Origin of the sequence: Microcoleus sp. C2D2 (genome assembly GCF_036702495.1) — a bacterium.
Taxonomy (GTDB): Bacteria; Cyanobacteriota; Cyanobacteriia; order Cyanobacteriales; family Microcoleaceae; genus Microcoleus.
The window spans coordinates 5,043-23,751 of sequence record NZ_JAUBTO010000015.1 but is presented as its reverse complement, the minus strand read 5'-3'; the positions used below and the strand labels follow the sequence as shown (position 1 = coordinate 23,751).

At 46.7% G+C, this 18,709-nt stretch carries 15 protein-coding genes; 12 read left to right on the top strand and 3 right to left on the bottom strand.

Annotation, left to right across the window (positions count from 1 at the left end):
- The 4 genes from QUB61_RS07535 (at position 1) to QUB61_RS07520 (ending at position 4,312) form a co-directional block, all read left to right on the top strand.
- Complete coding sequence (locus QUB61_RS07535; RefSeq protein WP_333125779.1) at positions 1–639, top strand: SMI1/KNR4 family protein; 639 nt, start codon at positions 1–3, stop codon at positions 637–639.
- A 73-nt stretch (positions 640–712) separates the two neighbouring features.
- Entirely contained in the window at positions 713–1,954 is a 1,242-nt protein-coding gene (locus QUB61_RS07530) for an exonuclease SbcCD subunit D (RefSeq protein ID WP_333125782.1), read from the top strand.
- Between the two features lie 157 nt (positions 1,955–2,111).
- Complete coding sequence (locus QUB61_RS07525) at positions 2,112–3,428, top strand: AAA family ATPase (RefSeq protein WP_333125784.1); 1,317 nt, start codon at positions 2,112–2,114, stop codon at positions 3,426–3,428.
- Positions 3,425–4,312: a DUF4435 domain-containing protein gene (locus QUB61_RS07520; RefSeq protein WP_333125786.1), complete on the top strand. Its 888-nt coding sequence runs from the start codon at positions 3,425–3,427 to the stop codon at positions 4,310–4,312. The genes QUB61_RS07525 and QUB61_RS07520 overlap by 4 nt, the downstream gene beginning before the upstream one ends.
- Here QUB61_RS07520 and fmt read toward each other — a convergent pair.
- Both fmt and QUB61_RS07510 read right to left on the bottom strand, forming a co-directional pair.
- Positions 4,302–5,315: a methionyl-tRNA formyltransferase gene (gene fmt, locus QUB61_RS07515; protein WP_333125788.1), complete on the bottom strand. Its 1,014-nt coding sequence runs from the start codon at positions 5,313–5,315 to the stop codon at positions 4,302–4,304. The genes QUB61_RS07520 and fmt overlap by 11 nt on opposite strands.
- A 37-nt stretch (positions 5,316–5,352) precedes the next feature.
- Positions 5,353–5,931, bottom strand: a complete 579-nt coding sequence (locus tag QUB61_RS07510; RefSeq protein WP_333125790.1) for a Uma2 family endonuclease — start codon at positions 5,929–5,931, stop codon at positions 5,353–5,355.
- Between the two features lie 189 nt (positions 5,932–6,120).
- On the opposite strand from QUB61_RS07510, the gene QUB61_RS07505 reads away from it, so the two are divergent.
- Both QUB61_RS07505 and QUB61_RS07500 read left to right on the top strand, forming a co-directional pair.
- Positions 6,121–7,071, top strand: coding sequence for an RsmB/NOP family class I SAM-dependent RNA methyltransferase (locus QUB61_RS07505; protein ID WP_333125792.1), 951 nt, complete (start codon positions 6,121–6,123; stop codon positions 7,069–7,071).
- 56 nt (positions 7,072–7,127) lie between these two features.
- Positions 7,128–8,468 (top strand): ABC transporter substrate-binding protein, encoded by a 1,341-nt coding sequence (locus QUB61_RS07500; RefSeq protein WP_333125794.1) that lies wholly within the window; start codon positions 7,128–7,130, stop codon positions 8,466–8,468.
- A 467-nt stretch (positions 8,469–8,935) separates the two neighbouring features.
- On the opposite strand, the gene QUB61_RS07495 is transcribed toward QUB61_RS07500, so the two are convergent.
- The gene (locus tag QUB61_RS07495; RefSeq protein WP_333125826.1) at positions 8,936–9,121 is read right to left on the bottom strand and encodes a hypothetical protein; all 186 of its coding nucleotides are present in this window, start codon (positions 9,119–9,121) and stop codon (positions 8,936–8,938) included.
- On the opposite strand from QUB61_RS07495, the gene QUB61_RS07490 reads away from it, so the two are divergent.
- The 6 genes from QUB61_RS07490 to QUB61_RS07465 all read left to right on the top strand — a co-directional run bounded on the left by QUB61_RS07490 (position 9,050) and on the right by QUB61_RS07465 (position 18,292).
- On the top strand, positions 9,050–11,164 hold the full coding sequence (locus QUB61_RS07490) for an MASE1 domain-containing protein (RefSeq protein WP_333125823.1): 2,115 nt from the start codon (positions 9,050–9,052) through the stop codon (positions 11,162–11,164). The genes QUB61_RS07495 and QUB61_RS07490 overlap by 72 nt on opposite strands.
- A 545-nt stretch (positions 11,165–11,709) precedes the next feature.
- Complete coding sequence (locus QUB61_RS07485) at positions 11,710–11,880, top strand: hypothetical protein (protein ID WP_333125796.1); 171 nt, start codon at positions 11,710–11,712, stop codon at positions 11,878–11,880.
- A gap of 583 nt (positions 11,881–12,463) precedes the next feature.
- Positions 12,464–16,198: a response regulator gene (locus QUB61_RS07480; protein ID WP_333125799.1), complete on the top strand. Its 3,735-nt coding sequence runs from the start codon at positions 12,464–12,466 to the stop codon at positions 16,196–16,198.
- A complete protein-coding gene (locus tag QUB61_RS07475) occupies positions 16,191–16,565 on the top strand; it encodes a response regulator (RefSeq protein ID WP_332953312.1) in 375 nt (124 codons plus the stop codon). The genes QUB61_RS07480 and QUB61_RS07475 overlap by 8 nt, the downstream gene beginning before the upstream one ends.
- Positions 16,562–17,620, top strand: a complete 1,059-nt coding sequence (locus tag QUB61_RS07470) for an adenylate/guanylate cyclase domain-containing protein (protein ID WP_333125802.1) — start codon at positions 16,562–16,564, stop codon at positions 17,618–17,620. The genes QUB61_RS07475 and QUB61_RS07470 overlap by 4 nt, the downstream gene beginning before the upstream one ends.
- A gap of 153 nt (positions 17,621–17,773) precedes the next feature.
- On the top strand, positions 17,774–18,292 hold the full coding sequence (locus QUB61_RS07465; protein WP_333125805.1) for a Ycf51 family protein: 519 nt from the start codon (positions 17,774–17,776) through the stop codon (positions 18,290–18,292).
- Positions 18,293–18,709 lie beyond the last annotated feature (417 nt).

The following is an 18,709-nucleotide window of genomic DNA, read 5'->3' as shown; positions in this document are numbered from 1 at the left end:
ATGAAACTACACTTTCACCCCCTAACTCCTCTCGTCCGCACCTTCGCCAAAACCTTAAAACGCTGCTGTCCTGACGCTCTAGATTTGCTCAATCCCGGTGTAGCAGAACCGGAAATAAAATTATTCAAAAATCGTTACAAACAATCGCTTCCAGAAACATTTTACGATTTTTATCGCTGGTGTAACGGTTCGGCTTATGAGAGTTTAGAGGATGACTGGCTGTTTCCTTTTGAACACGGCAGGAGTATTTTACCTTTGGAATCTATTGGGAAGGAGAAAGATTTTTGGGACGCCCAGAGCAAAATTTATTTTCAAGAATGGCAGCCAGGAGAATATTGGAACGAAGCATGGATTCCGTTTATGAAATTAGATGATGTGTGGCTGCGGGTTGTGGATACAAAAGGCTGTTTCGGCGGTATGCCGGGACAAATTATCAGTTTCGACTGCAAAAGCGAACCTTTTAGAAGTATTGAATGCGATTCATTTGATAAGTGGCTGGAAACTGTTATTGCAAAAATTGAGGTAGAATGTTTATTTAAAGAGTTTCACGAACTCGGCTTTGAGGAAGAGAAGAAAATATTTGCGATCGAGAAACGCATCAATCCAAATCGGCGCAGCGTCGAATTAGAACCACGTTGAGGCACGGGTACGGACAGGGCAATGCCTTGTCGGTACAGATGTTTAGGTATAACAACTCACAAAAAAAAGAACAATGATTAAAATTCTTCACCTTTCAGACATTCACATGGGAAGCGGCTTTTCTCACGGCCGCATTAATCCAGAAACTGGTTTAAATACGCGACTGGAAGACTTCGCGGCGACGCTGAGTAAATGTATGGATAGAGCAATTTCTGAACCCGTAGATTTAGTCATATTCGGCGGCGATGCTTTCCCGGATTCGACGCCTCCACCGTTTGTCAAAGAGGCTTTTGCTCGCCAATTCAGCCGCTTGGTTGACGCGCAAATTCCGACGGTTTTGCTGGTAGGAAATCACGACCAACATTCTCAAGGACAAGGCGGCGCGAGTTTGGGAATTTACCGGACTTTGGGGATACCTAAGTTTATTGTAGGCGATCGCCTGGACACTCACCTCATTCAAACCCGCAGCGGGTCCGTACAGGTGGTTACTTTGCCTTGGTTGACTCGATCGACTCTCATGACGCGATCCGAGACTGAAAGCCTTTCTATGGGTGATGTTAACCAATTATTAACCGAAAAACTGACGATCGCAATGGAAGGCGAAATCCGCCGCCTCAACCCGGACATACCAACCGTACTTTTAGCGCACTTAATGGCCGATAAAGCAAGTCTGGGCGCCGAACGTTTTTTAGCCGTTGGTAAAGGTTTTAACATACCCGTTTCCATGCTAACTCGCCCTTGTTTTGATTACGTTGCTCTCGGGCACGTTCACAAACACCAAAATCTCAATGCTTCCAACAATCCGCCCGTAATTTATCCGGGAAGTATCGAACGAGTTGATTTTAGCGAAGAGAAAGAAGATAAAGGTTTTGTGTTAGTTAATTTGGAACGGGGGAAAGCTGAGTGGGAATTTTGCGCTTTGCCAGTGCGGGTGTTTCAGACTATTAAAGTGAATGTTTCCGAATCGGAAAACCCGCAAGCCGAGTTAGTTAAAGCTATTGGCAAGAAGCAGATCGAAGACGCGGTTGTGAGATTGATTTACCAATTGCGATCGGAACAATTAGATTTAATCGACAACGGAGAATTGCATACACTTTTGGGCGAAGCGCACAGCTACACAATCCAGCCGGAATTAGTCAGTCAGCTAGCGAGGCCGCGGTTGCCCGAATTGAATGCTAATAATAGTATAGAACCCTTAGAAGCTTTGAAAACTTATTTAGCAAGTCGGGAAGATTTGAAAGATGTTGCAGAGAGTATGTTGGAGGCGGCGCAGGGTTTGTTGGGCGGCGCGGAGGAAGTTTTGGTAGAATTTTAAACAAGCTATTGCTAATCATTTATGTGTGGCGCTGTAGGGGCGGGTTCGCCAATGTCTCTCATACAAGTCCAATAACTCGTCAACCCGCCCCGATCGAGATATTATGAGCGATCGAACCCGATAAGTTCTGTCTTGCAATGTTTAACAAGAGGCAAAAATGAGAATAAGTAAAATTTCTGTTACCAAACTTTTTGGGATTTTCAATCATCCGGTTTCCTTGAACATGGAAGATAGAATCACGATTATTCACGGAATGAATGGGATCGGTAAAACAACCTTACTTAGGTTGATTAATGGATTTTTTAATTCACAATACTCAGAAATTCTCAGCATTCCTTTTGAAGAATTTCGACTAGACTTTGATAATGGCAGTCACCTGCAAATAACTAAAGTTATTGGCAAAGTAAGCAAGAAAAAAAAAGAAATTAAATTAATATTCCATGCTAATACTTTGGATATTGAGCCACCTGAATTTACACTAAATTTATCATTGGATTCAAATAGTAGTGTTAGGTCTTCTGATAGAACAAACTTACCGATGCTCATTCAACAATTAGAGAGACTTCAGAAAAAAGACTCAGGAAAATCAGAAGATTTTCAAGATATATTCGATTCCTGGCTGGATAAAAGTTCAGAAAACTTAAAACAAGAGCCAAAGTGGTTGTCCGAATTAAAAAGCTCGATCGATGTTCGCTTCATAGAATCTCAGCGTTTATTACATCTCTCAGATATCTCTCAAAGACGGTTAAGTTGGGAAAACCCATCAATGATTTTGTCAGTTGATAAATATTCTCAAGAAATGGCGAAAAATATTCAAATAAAACTAGCTGAATATGCTGCATTTTCTCAATCTCTTGACAGAACGTTTCTGGCAAGAGTTGTCAACAACAAAGCACCCTCCAATTTAACAGAAGAAGCACTGCGAAACAAATCAAATGAAATTGAGGAACAACGTTCTCGTCTTATAAAAACTGGTCTTTTAGATAAAGACGAAAATCCCGATTTTCAAGTTCCGCAAAACATTGATGAAACCATAAAAAATATTTTGTATTTTTATCTTGAAGATGTAGATAAAAAAAATACTTTTTTCAACGAAATATCTACTAAAATAGAGCTTTTTCAAAGAATTATCACAGAGCGATTTCGTTATAAAACTATTAGAATTGACAAAGACAAGGGTTTTATATTTACCACTCCCGACGGTAAGCCTTTGTCGCCTACTGATTTATCCTCCGGCGAACAGCACGAATTAGTGATGCTTTATGAGTTGCTATTCAAGGTCAAGCCTAACTCTCTGATTCTCATTGACGAACCAGAACTTTCGCTACACTTAGCGTGGCAAGTGCAGTTTCTCAAAGATTTACAAGCAATAATTAAATTGGCAGACTTTGATGTGCTGATCGCTACTCATGCTCCAGGTATTATAGACGATCGCTGGGATTTGACAGTGGAATTGAAAGGACCAGTGGCATGATAGAACCTACTTCTTCTTCAAGCTTGCAAGATTTGAAGTTTTCTCCCAACTACATTGCCACCGAGATTCGTATGTTACGTACCGATAAACAATACAGTGGTTCTTTTTTAATCGCTGAGGGAGATACAGATGCGCGGGTATGGAAAAACTTGGTAGACTGCACAAAGTGTCGTGTAGAGAATGCCTCTAACAAGGATAATGCTGTGAAAGTGCTAAATATCCTTGAAAAAGATAACTTTGCTGGCGTTTTAGCTGTTGTTGATGCTGACTTTGACCTATTAGAAGAAACTGTTCTACTCAGTCAAAACTTGCTTTTAACAGATACTCACGATCTTGAAACTATGCTGCTGAAGTCGCCAGCACTGGAAAAGGTGCTTAGGGAACACGGTTCAACAGAAAAACTTGAGCGTTTTGCTCAAGATATCCGCCAGACTTTATTGCAGAGTGCCAAAATTCTTGGTTATTTGCGATGGGCTTCGCTAAAGTTTAATTATTGTTTAAACTTTCAAAATTTAGCTTTTAATAAATTTGTGGACGATCGCACATTAATATTAAATGAATCGAAGTTGATTCAAACTGTAAAAAACAAGTCTCAAATGCCGGGACTTGACGAGCAAGAAATTAGAGCAAATATGGAGAACTTAAAAACAGATACTCAAGATATGTGGCACGTTTGTTGCGGTCACGATATGATTTCTATTTTGTCGATCGCACTTTGCAAAGCATTAGGTTCGTGCAACCCCCAAAAAGTTGAGGCCAATGTACTCGAACAAGACTTAAGACTTGCCTACGAATCTTCTTATTTCTGCAAAACACAACTTTATGCAGCTATTCAACAGTGGGAAAAAAACAATCAACCGTTTCAGGTGCTACCTAATCCGTAACTTCAACTTTCCCAAAAACCTCACCCGCCGCCAACCGAGTTCCGTTCGCAAAATCTACCCCAGACTGCACCTTTTTCCCCGGTAACTGCACCTCCCGCAACAATAATAAACCATCACCGGTTTGGACGATCGCCCCCAAGCCCTTCACAACCTTAACAACTTCCCCATTCGCGCCCGACAACTCGGTTAAAACAGGCCATTCGCGTTCCAAAACTCTCAACTCCGGCGGTAATTGCAGCCAATATTCCGGCCCGACGGGTACTGTGGCCATCACCTTCAAAGAATTGCCGCGAAAAGTCGTCGTGCAATCCGGGAAAAAGCCCCTAACTTGATTGTGAAGGGCGATCGCACTTTTCGACCAATCCAGCACATAATCGGCACTCTTAATCATCGGCGCGTAAGTCGCCTCAGCATCATTTTGAACAACAGCTTTAACCTTATCGTCTCTCAATTTTACCAAAGTTTCCACCAACAAATCCGCCCCAATTTCCGCCAACCTATCCGCCAAAGAATCAGCATTATCCAACAGCGAAATACCAGCAAAAGCCTTCAACAGCATCGCCCCAGTATCCATGCCAGCATCCATCAGCATAGTAGTAATTCCTGTTGTCTTTTCCCCCTCAAAAAGACAGCGCTGAATCGGCGCCGCACCGCGATACTTCGGCAAAATTGAACCGTGAACGTTAACGCAAGCCAAACTAGGAATATCCAGAATTTCTTGAGAAAGAATTTGGCCGTAAGCCACCACCACAAACACATCCGCCTCCGCTTCCCGCAACTTAGCAAGCGTTTCCGCATCCTTCTTAATTCGGGGCGGCTGCCAAACCGGGAGACTGTGATTTAAAGCCACTTCTTTTACAGGTGGAGGCATCAATTTATTGCCCCTTCCCCGGCGTTTGTCCGGCTGAGTCACCACACCCACCACCTCAAATTCTGGGTGACTTAGCAAACTGGATAAAGTAGGAACAGCAAAATCGGGAGTGCCAAAAAAGACTATTTTCATAGATTTTTAGTTAGTTTTTATAATAATAACCACAAAACTACGCCATTAACTCATCCACCGCCACGCTAAATCCGGGCAACACAACCTGAGTTTTAGCCACCTCACCAGGCTTAAATAAAACTACCTCACCTTGAGTAATTACTAACACCCAACTGCTTTTAGGAAACAGCAGCCAAACTTCCAGACAACCAGAATCCAAATACTCTTGTGCCTTAGCAAAAACATCATCAGCAAAATCGCTAGGCGAAACAATCTCAGCTAGCAGCGGAAAACTCTGCGACAAAACAGAAAACTCCCCAACTTGCGCCAATAGTTCAGGAGTAATATAAGATACATCCGGTATTCGTCCTTTTTTCAGAGTTTGACAAGTGACTTCCACATAAACCTCGCCGCCTTGGCCGCTTGATTCCATGTAAATGCCCCAATATCGTACTAATCTAGCTTGAAGGCGGCGAGTCTTTGCAGTCATTCCCGGTTTCCCTACTACTTCTCCATTGACAAATTCTACAGGATGTTTAACTATAACTTTACCGTCCACCCACTCCGTCCCGTCAGGAGGATTTTGCATCCATTCTTCCCAAGTTAAATCTAACTGTTCTACACTAGGAATTATCATTTGATTAACCTTTGTTACTGCTCATCTCAATCTTATCATACAATACTGTTCAGTTAACACTGTTTATCGGCCGGATATCCCCCTAAATCCCCCTTAAGAAGGGGGAATTTAAGAATTTTCTTGTCCCCCCCTTTTTTAGGGGGGATCGAGCTTAACCTAAACGTATTGTCTTATCATATCTCCCCCAACATGGAAAAATCGTCGAATCTCCTGCTTAAACTCAGCCGCAGCTTATTTGCAGACACCGCCGAACAAGAAAAATTTATTCAGGCTGTTATCAATCCCCAAGCTTTTAATCCTGCCATCTTGTGGCTGCAACCAAAACCAACAGAAAACCCCTTTACTGTCGAAATTCCCGTCTCTTGGCAACCGGAATTTGTAGATAGACTGGCCTTAGAATCAAAGCCGGGAAAACATTCCTTACATCAAGCAGGACATTACTACTGTCTCGACTTTTCCTCAATCTTCGCCGCCTCCACCTTATTAACAATACCGCAGCCAATCAAACTAATCTTAGATATGTGCGCCGCCCCCGGAGGTAAGAGTGTATTTTCCTGGAAAACCTTAAACCCAGAATTGCTGTTGTGCAACGAAGTCATAGGCAAACGCATGGGAATGCTTATCTCGAATTTAAGACGCTGCCAGATTCAACCATCCGCCGCCGCTAACGTCGATTCAAAAATACTTGCCGAAAAAATACCACAAACTGCTAATTTAGTAATAGTAGATGCTCCTTGTACTGGTCAATCACTCTTAGCAAAAGGAGACAAAGCACCCGGCTGCTTTCATCATGTCACCATCAACAGCAATGCCAACCGCCAAAAAAGAATCTTAGCCAATTCTGCTAAAATTGTAGCGCCGCAAGGTTATCTTGCATACATGACCTGCACTTATTCAACCGCAGAAAACGAACAAGTCAGCGAATGGCTGTTAAGCAAATTCCCCGAATTTGGGCCAGTCACTGTTCCTCATTTAGAAAAATATCGATCGCACCTGACAGAAATTCCTTGCTATCGGATGTGGCCGCAAGATAGACTAGGAGCAGGAGCTTTCACCGTTTTGTTTCAAAATACCTCGGATGGAGAGACAAATCAGTTACCAGCAGATTTTCTAGATTTAGCTCGTTTTACCAACCTCTGACTATCCGCCGACCTCTGCGGTTAAAAAAAATATTCTTCCCTGAATGCAACTAAAAAATGATTTTATCCAAGTTCTCCAAAGCAATTAAAAGGCCAATAAAACTAGCGATCGGCATTTTACTAACCTTAAATTTGCTAATATTAAGCGGCTGTCAAAACAGCACAACACCCGCATCCCAAAACGGCGAACCGCTCAAACTCACACTGTGGCACGGCATCAATCCCCCGCCAAATCGCGACGTATTTCAAACCCTCACAGACAAATTCAACAAAACACATCCCAACATCCAGATCGAACCACTTTACATCGGCCAGCCCGACCAACAACTGCCAAAAATACTAACAGCAATAGTTGGAAATGCACCGCCGGATTTGCTGTGGAATAGTGCCATAATTTCAGGAAAACTAGCAGAACTAAACGCAATTGTACCCTTAGAAAACTGGCTCGACAAATCGCCCCGGAAAGCCGAAATCTACCCCGCACTCTTCGAGTCAATGGAACTCGGCGAACACACTTGGTCAGTTCCCCTAGCCACAAATAACACCGCCATATTTTACCGTCCCAGCTTATTTGCAGCAGCAGGAATCAAAAAAGTGCCGCAGAATTGGGCGCAATTAAAGCAAGTAGCCCGATCGCTCACGCGAGACACCAACGGAGACGGTCGCACAGACCAACACGGCATAGTGCTCTCCCTAGGCAAAGGAGAATGGACAGTATTTACCTGGCTGCCATTCATGTTCAGCGCAGGCGGCGAACTCATGCCCGAAACACCTCAAACTCCCGTACCCCAAATAGACAGTCCGGGCTCTCGCGCCGCCTTAGAATTGTGGAGAGACTTGTTAAAAGAAGGTTCAGCAATACTGTCAGCACCCGAACGCGGTTACGAACTCGACAACTTCATTGCAGGCAAAGTCGCCATGCAAATCAGCGGGCCGTGGACGCTAGCACAGTTGCAGCAAAGCGGTATCGACTACGCCGCCATGCCTTTACCGCTCCTCAAACGCCCCGCAGCCGTCCTAGGGGGTGAAAACCTATTTTTAATGAAAACCTCGCCAGAACGAGAGCGAGCAGCCCTAGTATTCTTAGAATATGTTATAGGTGAAGAATTCCAAACAGCATGGGCATTGGGGACAGGTTACTTGCCAATTAACTTAAAATCGAGACAGAGCCAAGCTTATCAAAGCTTTGTGGAAAAAAACCCTGTTTTGCGAGTATTTTTAGAGCAAATGAACTCAGCCAGAGCGCGACCCATTATTTCAGGTTACTCCCGCCTGTCAGAAAATCTCGGTCGCGCCATAGAGGCAACCCTTCTCGGGCGCAACCCCCAAGACGCCCTTAGAGAATCTCAAGAGCGTTTGACACTAACCTTAGATATTGCAAGAGCCAAAGGGAAATAGAGAAGAAAAAATATTTTTTTGTCCTGTAAATTATCCACTTCCACTGTATTCGATGAAAGACTTGAAGCCTCGATTAATTGGTTTAAAATGATCGTAAAATTACTTCTGCCAGCAATTCTAGTCAGAAACCGGGTTTTTTGCTCCGGGCTTACCTGAAAGTTGATATTTTGTGTCGCGGTTATCGGTGCCTTAGGTATTATTGAGAATGGTGCAAGATTTTAGGTTAAATCGAGTTGCGATCGCCCGACACGAAAAGACGTCGGCTATCGCTCTGTAATAAATTATTAACAAAAACCAAAAATTTACAAACTAAATGCTTAGTCATTAGAGATATATTGGCAAAAAACCGATACTCCCGCAATTTATGCGCAGATTCGATCGAACAGCAAAAAAAACCGAACCCTCAACGGCGCCACAAAAAGTTAGCTCAAAAAATTCTCCCCCTACCTACCACCCATGACCTACCATCACTTAATAGAAACATTTTCCCTACCCTGTGCCCGTCCCGTGCCATTTACTAAAACCCCAACAACCGTCCACCTTTTCCCCAAACGACAATGCAGACAAAGTTCCTTAATGCCATCAAAGGACATTCCTGGCGGTACTTCCTCGCGGTAGGCGCGATCGCCCTGAGCTACTATTGGGCGTCGCAATTCGCAATTTCCCACCTCAACCTGAGTTCAGCAATCTACCCCATGTGGCCTGCTGCAGGAATTGCCCAAGCCGCCCTGCTGGTGTTCGGGCGGCAACTGTGGCCGGGAATCGCTCTTGGAGGCTTTGTGTTCAGCATGAGCGTACCGTCGGCAAACATCGCCACGGCCTTGATCTCGGCGGCCGCCAGAACCCTGCAAGCGTGGGCGGGAACTTATCTTCTGCAGCGCATTAACTTTAGCGCACGGCTCGATCGGCTCAAAGACGTTTTAGCAATAGTCGGACTAGCAGCCTTGGGATCTACCCTGATCAACTCCACCATCGGCAGCATCGTCGTATGTCTGACCGATTTATCTAGCTGGAGCAATTTTGGCAGGATTTGGGGGACTTGGTGGATGGGAGACGCTATGGGAATTTTGCTCGTCGCCCCGCTGCTGCTGACGTGGCAACAATTGCCCAAAGTCCCCAGCCATCGCAAAAAGGTAGCTGAACGAGCGATTTGGCTGCTGCTGCTGCTAGCAATCGGCTGGCTCGTCTTCTGCTCCCGCACCCGCGCCGCCTACGCCCGCTATCCCCTCGAATACTTACCATTTCCCCTAGTAGTTTGGGCTGCCTTTCGATTCGGCCAGCGCTACACGGCCCTCTCCAACTTCGTCCTCTGCGGCTTCGCCATCTGGGGCATAGCCCGAGGCAGCGGCCCCTTTCTCAAACACGCCAGCAGCATCCCCCAAGCACTGTTATCCCTGCAAGCCTTCATCGCCGTCATCGCCGTCACCGGCTTAGTCTTAGCCGCCACCGTCGCCGAACGCCACCAAGCAGAAGCCTCCCTGCGTTCTTCTGAAGAAAGATTTTCCAAGGCCTTTCACGCCTCCCCAGTCGGCATCAGCATTTGCACCCTCACAGACGGATGCTTCCTCGATGCCAACGAAAGCTTTTTGCGCTCATTACGCTGGCCGCGGCACGAATTGATCGGCCGCACCGCCAGGGACTTAGGAATGTGGGTCAATTCAGAAGACGAGCCGCGGCTCGCCCAGATTTTGCACACACAAAATTCGACCGGCAACCAAGAAATCAAAATTCGCACCAAAGACGGCGAAGTGCGCGACTGGCTGCTGTCGGAGGAACTCATCGACCTCGGCAGCACCGAGTGTGTTTTAATCATGACCAGCGACATCACCGAACGCTTGCGTTCCGAAGAATTCCGCCGGGCCGCATTAGTAGCCGAAGCTGCAAATCGATCGAAAAGCATTTTTCTCGCCAACATGAGTCACGAACTCAGAACCCCCCTGAACCACATTATCGGCTTCAGTCAGACCCTGCAAGAGGAGGCCCGAGACCTCGGTGCCGAAGAGTTAATAGACGACCTCAAGATTATTACCTCGTCCGGCCGGGACCTACTAACCCTGATTGAAGGTATTCTCGACTTGACCAACATTGAAGCAGGCGACATCGAATTACACCTCGAAACCTTCACCATTTTAAATGTGGTTGAGCAAGTAGTCGCTACGATCGAGCCGATCGCAGAAAGAAAAAATAATATCCTAGAAATACAATGCCCGTCAGATATTGGCTTGATGCACACCGACAAAACTAAACTCCGGCAGTCTCTGGTCAACCTCCTGAGCAATGCCTCGAAGTTTACTTCCCAGGGCACGATTACTTTTGCCGTTACCCGCTCCCTCGAAACCCCCGCCGAGGCTGCCTCGAAAGGCAAAAGACTTGGAGCATATAGAGGAGATGGCAAAGCTGAAAATACCTTGTCTGCCTCTCAAGAATGGATCGTTTTTACAATCAAAGATACCGGCATTGGCATGAGTCCCGAACAGTTACCCAGAATCTTCGATCCTTTCATGCAAGCCGATTCCTCAAGTACTAAGAGGTACGGCGGCACTGGTTTGGGGCTGACGATTACTAAGGAATTCTGCGAAATGATGGGCGGAGACATTACCGCATTCAGCGAGTTGGACAAAGGTTCTACTTTTACAATTCGGCTGCCAGCTATTTTGACTGACTTTTCGCAATCAACCGAAAACTCCGATCAATAATAATTTGTTGACAGTTATTTTCGCTCGCTGCCAATTTTATTAGCATCGGCAATTTGCTGATTCTTTCGCTAGCAGGTAGAAAGATTTTGAACATAATTTATCACTTGGCTCAACCGATTTATTTTTTTATTATTTCGGTATTATCGATGTATAATAGGATATTTAGTTATCTAAGCTAATTAACTTCGCAGTAACTACCAAATCCTGATTCATGCAGAGAGGAAGAGGGCTTTAGTCCTGACTATAAACTTATAAATTATATTGTTTGGGCGCGAACGGCGCTAATAAAATAGTTTCTCCCTCAGGGGACGCAGATTCCTCTGTTGTCTGGGAACGAACGGCGCTAATAAAATAGGTTATTTTACCGGACACGATCGGCAGCATCTGAGCTCCGAGTAAAAAGCACAACAGAGAGGCTCCCACAGGATCTCATTCGGATTCCCTGGTTGATGGCTGGAAAATTCGTTAAAATAAGTTATACCATTTTTGATTTTAGACTTCGGCGTGAGCGATCGGTCGAAGGATTGTAGATTAAAGAATTGGGAATGACTGACTCGATATGGGTTTGCAGCACGGGCCTACAGTTGCATTCTTTTGTGAAGTCGGTGTTAAAAAAGTGCGTTAGCGAAGCCCTCGAAGAGGATCGCACTCGCTCGCGACATATCGGTAACAATAAACCAGGTACTCTCATCCTGAGTGTCGATCGCCCAGCTTAATCAAGCAAGATGGCCCCATCAGGCGATCGAGTGTCAAAACGCAGCTAAAACCGTCCACTAATTTTGTCATGACGCTCAGCACTCTCGATCCCGACACCCGGTTTCTTCACCTCAGTCGGGCAGTCAAAAAAGCGAGTTTTGGCAGAAACCGGGTTTGAGAGCGTAAGTTCAGTATCATAAGATGATATCATTTTTAAGGGTGCAACCGAGATTCAGAGCATTAGTTTGTTGACAATCGAAAAATTTTTGAGAATATACCAACCACCAAGAGGGTGAGGACGTTCTTAATTGCTAAAATCCTTGCGTTCGATTGTTTCTTCTTTATTTGTTGCTTCTTTTTACCCGCTCGCGACAAGCCAGCGAAGAAAGCCGAAGGGTGCCGCAGGGCCTTCTTCCTTCTGCTATAAATATAATCAGCGCAGTTTGAAAGATTGTGGATAGCAGAGATGCTCGATCGGCTTCTCGATAAAACCTATGATTTGCTCGCGGCTCGCGTACCTTTCCAGTAACTGTATAGCTGGGTATATATACAATTAATTAAAAAGATATACTGTAGAAAGTTGCCTACAAAGCGCCAGAAATTATGCATCCCCACCTCCAGCGCCAACTCGAACAGCTCGGTTTAGCCGGCGAGTCCCCCCCTCCCACTGCCGAGCAGTGGCAGCTATTGTTAGAGCAGGTAAGTTGTAGCTATGACTGCGCTGTTTGGCAGCAGAAACCGCTGCTGCAGGTTTGTGCGATCGTAGGGCCAGTGGCGCTACAGGACTTGGCCGCCTTGCCCCAGTCGCCTCAAGACTCTCCAACAGATTCATCCATCGATCGACTGCAGGCGACTGTCAACAGTTTGGGGACCCGATTGTGTATCATTGACGCGAAGGGGTTTGTTATCTCGGTCAATCCAGAGGCCGAACCCTTGCTGGGATGTGGAGAGTCGGAACTTGCAGCTGTTTCCCTGCTAGAGCGCATCGCCAAAAGGCAAAATCCAAGCAAGAAATGCCAAGTTTTGACGGCTCCGAAACAGCCGCCAAGCAAGAGTGAAGATGCAGCGATCGCACCTACACTAGGTTTACAAGAGGCGAGAGCCTCCGGTCAACCCAACAGCAATTGGGAGGACAAGTTTCGGAGCCACGACGGCAAGATTTTACCAGTTTCCTATTTTTTTTATCCCGCAGTTGAGGGCGGCGAAATCTCAGTCTTGGTGTTTTTTGACATTTTTGACATTAACATTATTAGAGAACACAAGCAATTGCTCTCGATGCTGCAAGCAGTTCTAGAATCTACAGATGCGGGAATTCTGGCGGTTGACAGCAACGGCAATATATGCAATTACAATCAGAAATTTGTCGAGATGTGGGGTTTGTCCGCAAGCCAAGGAAAGTTGAGCCGATCGACCTTCGACCGTGTCAAAAAAACTATCTTCACAGGATTCCCCTTCGCCGCGGAACAATTAAAAGACCCCCAAGGATTTATCGAAAACGTGATAAAAGAGTCGGCAGATCCAGATACTCAAATCTGCGAATTATTAGAATTTAAAGACGGAAAAATTATCGAATTAACTTCGTTACCATCAAAAAAAGTTGGAGCGAACCGAGTCGGGAGAGTCTGGAGCTTTCGAGACGTTACCGATCGCAAAAAAGTAGAAAAATCTTGGCAGTATCGAGTAGAATTCGCTCAGTTGATTGCCAGTTTGTCAACCCATTTCATCAGCGGGTCCTTATCAGAAATAGACAAAGGCATCGATCGAACTCTGGAAGCGGTCGCCACCTCGAGCGGGTTTGACCGCAGTTACATCTACCTGTTATCTGAAGACAAAACCCGCGCCGAAAAAACCTACGAGTGGTGCGCCGCCGGCATTCCGGCAATAAAAGACAGCAGCGACAAACAAATAGACATCGCACAAATCCCTTGGATCGCAGAAAAACTCGCTCGTGCCGAAAGCCTCTACATTCCAGAAATCGGCGAACTCACGCCCCCAGCAATCGCCGAAATTGCCTATTTTATCGGTCAAAATCCAGCAGAATTCCAGACAGACTCCCCATCCCAAACAGCCAATCAAACAGCAATCCCCTCCATACCCTCGATTGGCGCTTCCATTAATAATGTAGAATCAAAAAACCCGCAAAAAAATATCCAATCGCTGATAATTATTCCCCTAATTTGCAGTAAAATTTTAGTAGGATTTCTCGGATTCGATGCCTTAAAGCAAAGAGCAGGTCAATCGCCCGAAATATCCACACAGCTAAAAATGGTAGGAGAAATGCTCGCCAATGCCCTAGAGCGCAAGCGAGCAGAAATTGCCTTGATCCAAGAGAAATTAAGCTACCGCAGCATCTTTGAAAACGCAGTCGAAGGCATATTCCAGACAACGCCTTCAGGCCGGTACCTCCGCGCCAATCGCGCACTAGCCGAGATTTACGGCTACGAATCCTCTGCCCAAATGCTAGCCGAACTCACAGATATCAACCGCCAAATTTACGTTGACCCTCAGCGGCGCGCCGAGTTTGTGGCCCAATTGGGCGCGGTCCGCCAAGTGTCAAAATTTGAATCCCAAGTATACCGCCGAGACGGCAGCACAATCTGGATTTCTGAAAACGCCCGCAGCATCTGCGACGAAAGCGGTAGCGTTTTGTACTACGAAGGCACAGTCCAAGACATCACCGCTGGCAAACTTGCAGAATCCGCCTTGCATCAGGCTCTAGAAGCAGCAGAATCAGCCAACCGGGCAAAAAGCACATTTCTGGCCAACATGAGCCACGAACTGCGCACACCCCTCAACGCCATCATCGGCTACAGCGAAATGCTCGCAGAAGAAGCCGAAGAGTTGGGCGATGAAGCTTTTGTCCCCGACCTCGAAAAAATCCGCAGCGCCGGCAAACACCTGCTGTCGATGATCGACGACATCCTAGATATCTCTAAAATTGAAGCAGGTCGAATGGATCTCTACTTAGAAACCTTCGACATCCATGCCTTAATTGAAAGCGCTGTCGCCACGGCGAGACCGCTGGTCGAGAAAAACGGCAACACCGTAGAAGTGTACTGTCGAAACAACCTCGACACCATGCACGCCGACATGACCAAAGTTCGGCAAGTGCTGCTGAACCTGCTCAGCAACGCTGCCAAGTTCACGCAAAATGGGAAAATTGCGATCGGAGTGGAAAGGATTAAAAATGAACAATTAAAAATGATAAATCAAGAGGAATCTTCCCAAATTTTAATTTCCAACTCCGAGTTTTTAAGTTTCCGCGTCGCCGATACCGGTATCGGCATGACAAAAGAGCAATTGCAGCGAGTTTTCCAACCTTTCACCCAAGCTGACGCCTCGACTACCCGCAAATACGGTGGTACCGGTTTGGGACTAGCTATCAGCCAGCGCTTCTGTCAGATGATGGGCGGCAGCATTGAGGCCAGCAGCACCTTGGGCTCGGGCAGCACTTTCACCGTACTCTTGCCCAGCGCCATCCAACAGCCGGAAATCGCCAACAAAGTTCGCGACAGCGCTAGATATCCGGGATCCCCCGCTGCGGGCACGGTGCTGGTAGTTGACGACGACCCGATATCGCGGGATTTGATCGAGCGCGCCCTCTGTCGCCAAGGACTGCACATAGAAGTCGCCGACGGCGGCGAGCAAGCCCTCAGACTCGCTAAAAAACTGCGGCCTGATGTCATTACCCTCGACGTGATCATGCCGGGAATGGACGGCTGGACTGTACTTTCGGCCCTGAAGGCAGATCCTGAGCTTGCCTCCATTCCAGTAATCCTGCTATCCTTTGTGGGCAACAAAAGCCTCGGCTTTGCATTGGGGGCCTCGGACTACCTCACCAAACCAGTGGACGGCAAACGCCTGGCTGCTTTGTTGAACAAGTACCGACGGGACCAAAACTGCGTTGCAAGTAACAATTTGATCGGTCAGATTCTAATTGTGGAAGACGACGTTGCCAGCCGCAAAATACTGCGGCGCATACTAGAAAGACAAGGCTGGGCAGTAACGGAAGCTGATAGTGGGCGCGCTGCTCTCGAGAAGCTAGAAATTGCCCGGCCACATTTGATCCTGCTGGATTTGATGCTGCCAGACATGGATGGCTTTGAGTTGATCGGCGAACTTCGCAAATCGCATTCTCGAGATCCTATACCTATAGTAGCGATCACGGGTAAAGACCTAACTCCAGCCGAAAGCCAGCAGCTAAACGGCTACGTCGCTCGGGTGCTACAAAAGGGAGTCTACAGTTGCGATACTTTGTTGCGCGATGTTCGCTCTATAGTGAATGACAGGTTCGATCGCAGGTACGACTCGAAAGGCAAGGAGAAAACCAATGGCTAAAATCCTGTTGGTCGAAGATAACGAAATGAATAGGGATATGCTTTCCAGGCGTCTGGCCCGCAAGGGACACGAGGTATTTATTGCTGTTGACGGTGCTGAGGGGGTGTCGATGGCACTCGCGAAAGTACCAGATTTGATTCTGATGGATATGAGTCTGCCAGTGCTCGACGGGTGGCAAGCAACCCAGCAAATTAAGGCGACTCCTGAAACTAGCAGGATTCCGGTGATTGCGCTGACGGCTCACGCAATGGCGGGCGATCGCGAAAAGTGTTTGGCCGCCGGCTGCAACGACTACGATACCAAACCGGTCGAGTTTCCCCGACTTTTGGGTAAAATTGAAATGCTTCTGAAAGAGGCGATGACATGAAAGGTGACGAGGGCAGCGTACTGGTTGTTGACGACAATGAGGTAAACCGCGATTTGCTCGCCCGCCGACTTCAGCGTCAAGGCCACGTGGTGACTGTTGCTGAAGATGGTCTCCAAGCTCTGGAAATGTTGCGAAGAGATCCTTTTGATTTGGTGCTTCTAGACATTATGATGCCGCAAATGAACGGCTATCAAGTGCTCGAAAATCTGAAGGCGGACGAAAATTTGCGCCATATCCCAGTGATTATGATTTCGGCGGTAGACGATATCGATAGTGTCGTCCGGTGTATAGAGTTGGGGGCGGAGGATTATCTTTCTAAACCGTTCAATCCGGTATTGCTCAAGGCTCGGATTAGCGCTTGTCTGGAAAAGAAGCGGCTGCGGGATAAGGAGCAGGCGTATTTACAGGAGTTGGGCCTGGAAAAGGAAAAGTCGGAGCGTTTGCTGTTAAATATTTTACCGAAGGCGATCGCGCAGCGCCTCAAACACGGGGAAAGTACGATCGCAGACAGTTTCGCTGAGGTAACAGTGATGTTTGCCGATTTGGTCGGTTTTACTAAGCTTTCGGCTCATTTGTTGCCGGCCCAGTTGGTGGAGTTGCTCAACGAGATTTTTTCGGCTTTTGACGAGTTGGCCGATCGCTACGGACTTGAGAAAATTAAGACGATCGGCGATGCTTATATGGTAGTGGGCGGTTTGCCGACGCCCAGCGACAACCACGCCGACTCGATCGCCGAAATGGCGCTGGAAATTCAAGCAGCAATGACTAAGATACGTACCAAGGGAGGTCAGCCGCTCAGCATCCGCATCGGCATCCACACAGGCCCGGTGGAAGCTGGGGTAATCGGTACTAAAAAATTTACTTACGATTTGTGGGGAGATACGGTAAATACTGCTTCCCGGATGGAATCTCAAGGCGTCTCCGGCGCCATTCAGGTGACTGTTGCTACCTACGAGCGCCTGCGGGATAAGTACGTTTTTCAGGAGCGGGGCGTGATTCCGGTGAAAGGCAAAGGCGATATGATGACTTATCTGCTTGTGGCCCGAAACGCTTGATGATATCAATTCCGGTTACACCGGAATGATGGGGAGTCGGGAGTGGGGAGTCGGGAGTCGGGGAATCTGGAATTATTGACCTTGACTTTATCATTCCCATGCAACCGGAAACGATATGACTGATGACCAAATGACCAATTACCAAATTGACAAATGACCGTAAATTCTAGCCTTTTAATGTACGCCCAATGGGCGGGAATTCTGACTGTAGCTTTAGCTATTTTAACAGTTATAGCATTTATCTTCAAATGGGGTTTTCGCTTCCGATTGGTAGGAGTGACAAGCTTTATGGCCGTAATTGCTGCGGGTATATTCGGTCTGGGTTTGGGACTGTTTGCCCGTACTGAAATTCCTGGTGCGGTGCGCTATTCTTTAGTTTACGATACTGGCGGCGCTCAAACAGTAGTTTCTGTGCCGCCTTCGATCACGGAATCGGAATTAGAAGCAACGATGCAGCAAGTGGCTGCGGATTTGTACTCTCCAGGGCGATCGGGACGCGGCAGAGACTACTTGACAATCCGGGTTCGTACAATTATACATCCAGAGCCTGGAGTGTCGCAGCCGCTGTTTTTGGGCGAGGTGAGGCGATCGCTCGCGACTCGTTATGATGACAAAATGGCGATCGAAATCTTCCCGGAAAAAGTTGCTATTCTGAAAAAGTATCAAGCTTAAAAATAGAGTGCAGCAGCATTCTTAGGACTTAGGCATGGGGACCGGTGAAACCGGGTTTTTTACCAAAAGACTCGTTGTAACTTACATCTTGTGCCATTCTCAATAAGTCTGGGAAGGGCGGGCTCTCCTGCCCGCCCCACAAGAAAACTCACTCTTCGCTTCACAGGCATCTTGCCTGTTCATGATAATAGTGAAAAATCTCAGTATTCTTGGTTCGGGCGGGCTCTCCTGCCCATCCTACAAGAAAACTCACTCTTCGCTTCACAGGAATCTTGCCTGTTCATGATAATAGTGAAAAATCTCAGTATTCTTGGTTCGGGCGGGTTCTCCTGCCTACCCCACAAGAAAACTCACTCTTCGCTTCACAGGAATCTTGCCTGTTCATGATAATAGTGAAAAATCTCAGTATTCTTGGTT

Excerpts from the sequence above, each read along its gene's own strand:
- QUB61_RS07535 (WP_333125779.1), top strand. The coding sequence starts at position 1 with ATGAAACTACACTTTCACCCCCTAACTCCTCTCGTCCGCACCTTCGCC.
- QUB61_RS07530 (WP_333125782.1), top strand. The coding sequence starts at position 713 with ATGATTAAAATTCTTCACCTTTCAGACATTCACATGGGAAGCGGCTTT.
- QUB61_RS07525 (WP_333125784.1), top strand. The coding sequence starts at position 2,112 with ATGAGAATAAGTAAAATTTCTGTTACCAAACTTTTTGGGATTTTCAAT.
- QUB61_RS07520 (WP_333125786.1), top strand. The coding sequence starts at position 3,425 with ATGATAGAACCTACTTCTTCTTCAAGCTTGCAAGATTTGAAGTTTTCT.
- fmt (WP_333125788.1), bottom strand. The coding sequence starts at position 5,315 with ATGAAAATAGTCTTTTTTGGCACTCCCGATTTTGCTGTTCCTACTTTA.
- QUB61_RS07510 (WP_333125790.1), bottom strand. The coding sequence starts at position 5,931 with ATGATAATTCCTAGTGTAGAACAGTTAGATTTAACTTGGGAAGAATGG.
- QUB61_RS07505 (WP_333125792.1), top strand. The coding sequence starts at position 6,121 with ATGGAAAAATCGTCGAATCTCCTGCTTAAACTCAGCCGCAGCTTATTT.
- QUB61_RS07500 (WP_333125794.1), top strand. The coding sequence starts at position 7,128 with ATGATTTTATCCAAGTTCTCCAAAGCAATTAAAAGGCCAATAAAACTA.
- QUB61_RS07485 (WP_333125796.1), top strand. The coding sequence starts at position 11,710 with ATGACTGACTCGATATGGGTTTGCAGCACGGGCCTACAGTTGCATTCT.
- QUB61_RS07480 (WP_333125799.1), top strand. The coding sequence starts at position 12,464 with ATGCATCCCCACCTCCAGCGCCAACTCGAACAGCTCGGTTTAGCCGGC.
- QUB61_RS07475 (WP_332953312.1), top strand. The coding sequence starts at position 16,191 with ATGGCTAAAATCCTGTTGGTCGAAGATAACGAAATGAATAGGGATATG.
- QUB61_RS07470 (WP_333125802.1), top strand. The coding sequence starts at position 16,562 with ATGAAAGGTGACGAGGGCAGCGTACTGGTTGTTGACGACAATGAGGTA.
- QUB61_RS07465 (WP_333125805.1), top strand. The coding sequence starts at position 17,774 with ATGACCGTAAATTCTAGCCTTTTAATGTACGCCCAATGGGCGGGAATT.